This is a genomic window from Coleofasciculus sp. FACHB-712 (assembly GCF_014695635.1).
Classification (GTDB): Bacteria; Cyanobacteriota; Cyanobacteriia; order Cyanobacteriales; family FACHB-T130; genus FACHB-T130.
Genome location: NZ_JACJOQ010000648.1, coordinates 1 through 2,576, shown reverse-complemented (window position 1 = coordinate 2,576; position 2,576 = coordinate 1). Strand labels below are relative to the sequence as shown.

Sequence of the window (2,576 nt, the reverse complement as noted above, 5' to 3'; positions counted from 1 at the left end):
ATGCAGCAGGGTAGCGACACGGTTAAGCGTGACTTCCCGCTGAGCTTTTTCGCGGGTTTGGGTGAGTAAAGTAGATTGAGCGATCGCAATCGACACTTGATCGGCTACCATCTGGACAATTTCCAGTTCCCGTTCTGAGATTACTTGCGGTTGCGAGTAGTGACCGACTAAAAGCCCCCACAAGCGATCGCCATGCAGAATCGGCACCACCAGAGAAGACTGCACACCCATTGCTTTGAGATATGCCACATGGCAAGGGTCTATAGGGCGATAGTGGATCTTTCTGGTTTCTAGGGATTCTCCGGTTTCTGGAGAATCCATTAGCGATAAACCAATGAGTCCTGACGCAACATTCACAATCGAACGCAGACGCACTTTCTGATAGAGTTCGCGTGCTTGGGGAGGAATGTCATCCGCTGGAAAGTTCAAACCTTTTAAAGACGGAAGGCGATTTTTATAAATAAATTCGGCAATCACTTCTCCACTTTCATCAGCATGAAACCGATAGACCATGACTCGGTCTGCTTCTAGTAACGAACTGACTTCTGCCACCGTTGCGATTAAAATTTCTTGTAATTCCAAGGATTGACGAATCCGGTTAGTGATTCGGTGCAGCAATCCTTCCCGCTCTAATTCTGACTGTAATTCTGGCTTTAAAACTTGCGTATTTTTACTGATGGTCATTTTTTCATCCACTACGCTTATAATATTTGTGCCTTTTTCCGCACTGTATCTATTTTCGGTGTACTGACTAAGTTCAGCCATACGTGAAAATATGGAACTTTTTTTAAAAATTAGTTTCTATACCAATCTAAAATGATTCGTGAAGGTGCGATTCCCGACTTCGAGAAAGAAGTTAGGATCTGAAGGTTTGTCTCACAACTAAAATAGGATTGCTATATATATGTTTTCGAGCGAGTTTGAAATCGGGTTTTAAAATAATGCTGTAGATTTAGGGATTTTTTAGAAAATGAGTTGCTAAAATTCTATCCAGCTAAGGTTTCTAACTTTCTCGTCAGTGCGATCGCGCTTGATGAAGATTTGTTAGCTTAAACTCTAATTGGAATCTTGATAGCAAACTCAGCCCCTTGACCGGGTGCTGAAGTACACTCCAACTGTCCCCCATGTTTTTCGGTTACAATTTGGTAGCTAATCGCTAGACCCAGCCCAGTCCCTTTGCCAACGTTTTTCGTTGTGAAGAAAGGATCGAAAAGTCTTGACTGAACCTCAGTTGAAATCCCTGAACCATTGTCAATTATTCGGATTTCTACTTGATTGTTCCCTGCGACTTTGGTGCGAATTAAGATGGTAGCGGGATTGCCTTTAATTTCTTCGATCGAGCGTTTATGATTAAACTCATCAAGAGAATCAATTGCATTTGTAAGTAAATTCATAAACACTTGATTCAGTTGTCCGGCATAGCATTCTACTAAAGGTAAGTTGCCATACTCTTTAATCACCTGAATCTCCGGATGTCCCGGCTTATCTTTTAATTGATTCTGTAAAATTACTAGCGTATTCTCAAGACCCTCATGAATGTCAACGGCTTTCATCTCCGCTTCATCTAAACGGGAGAAGTTTCTTAGAGATAGAACAATTTGACGAATCCGTTCGGCTCCAAACTTCATGGAAGATAGAATTTTCTGAAAATCAAGGAGCAGGAAGTCGAGTTCGACTTCTTCGATATAGTCTTGAATTTCCGGGGTAGGATTGGGGTAGCATTGTTGGTACAACTTTAAGAGTTTGAGCAAATCTTCCAGATATTCATTGGCAGGAGTGATGTTGCCATAAATGAAGTTGACTGGATTGTTAATTTCATGTGCAACTCCAGCCACCAGTTGACCCAAACTAGACATTTTTTCAGTTTGAATTAATTGAGTTTGAGTTTGTCTCAACTCAGATAGAGTTTGTTGTAACTCTTGAGCTTTGTCTCGGTATTGGGTTTCAGCCTTTTGAATTTCTTCAAACAAGCGGGCATTTTCTAAAGCCGTGGCGATTTGTCCGGCGAGGGTGTTGAACGTCTCTAGATCCGTTTGACTGAAGCGATCGCTTTCCTTGTCTTGAATGTCCAGCACTCCTAGTAGCGCCCCACGAGCGACTAAGGGCACCACTGCGGAAGAACCCATTTGGATGGGTTTCAAGTCTCCTGCTAGCCCTGCACTGTCCTGTTTATCCACCCAGATCGTTTGCTGCTTTCGGGCAGCAAGGGCGACTAAGCTGCGATCGTCAAGAGACAGACAGGCGCTTTCATCATGCCCAAGCATACCCTGATTGCCAGAATCAGCCCGCCGGATGAGTTGATTCGTGGTTTGATCTAACAGATAAATTTGCACGTAGTGCAAGCCGAAGCGATTCTGCATTAGGGCGATCGCTTCGCGCAATAGCTTTTCCGGGTCTATAATCGCTTTCGACAACTCGCTGACGGCAACCGTAACGTGTTGACTAACTTCCAGTTCGCGGGTACGCTCTTCTAAGCCTTGAAGCAATTTACCGACTTGTTCTGCCATCCCATTGAAACTCAACGCTAGCACCCCAATTTCATCCTTTGATTGGATAGAAGTACGAGCATTGAGGTT

At 43.6% G+C, this 2,576-nt stretch carries 2 protein-coding genes; both read right to left on the bottom strand.

All coding sequences use genetic code 11. The features are described from left to right. Positions 1-684 (bottom strand): GAF domain-containing protein (locus H6F50_RS24405; protein ID WP_190430676.1); only part of this gene is annotated, 684 nt, incomplete at its 3' end. Positions 685-1,049: 365 nt separating this feature from the next. After that, positions 1,050-2,576 (bottom strand): ATP-binding protein (locus H6F50_RS24400; RefSeq protein WP_190430675.1); only part of this gene is annotated, 1,527 nt, incomplete at its 5' end.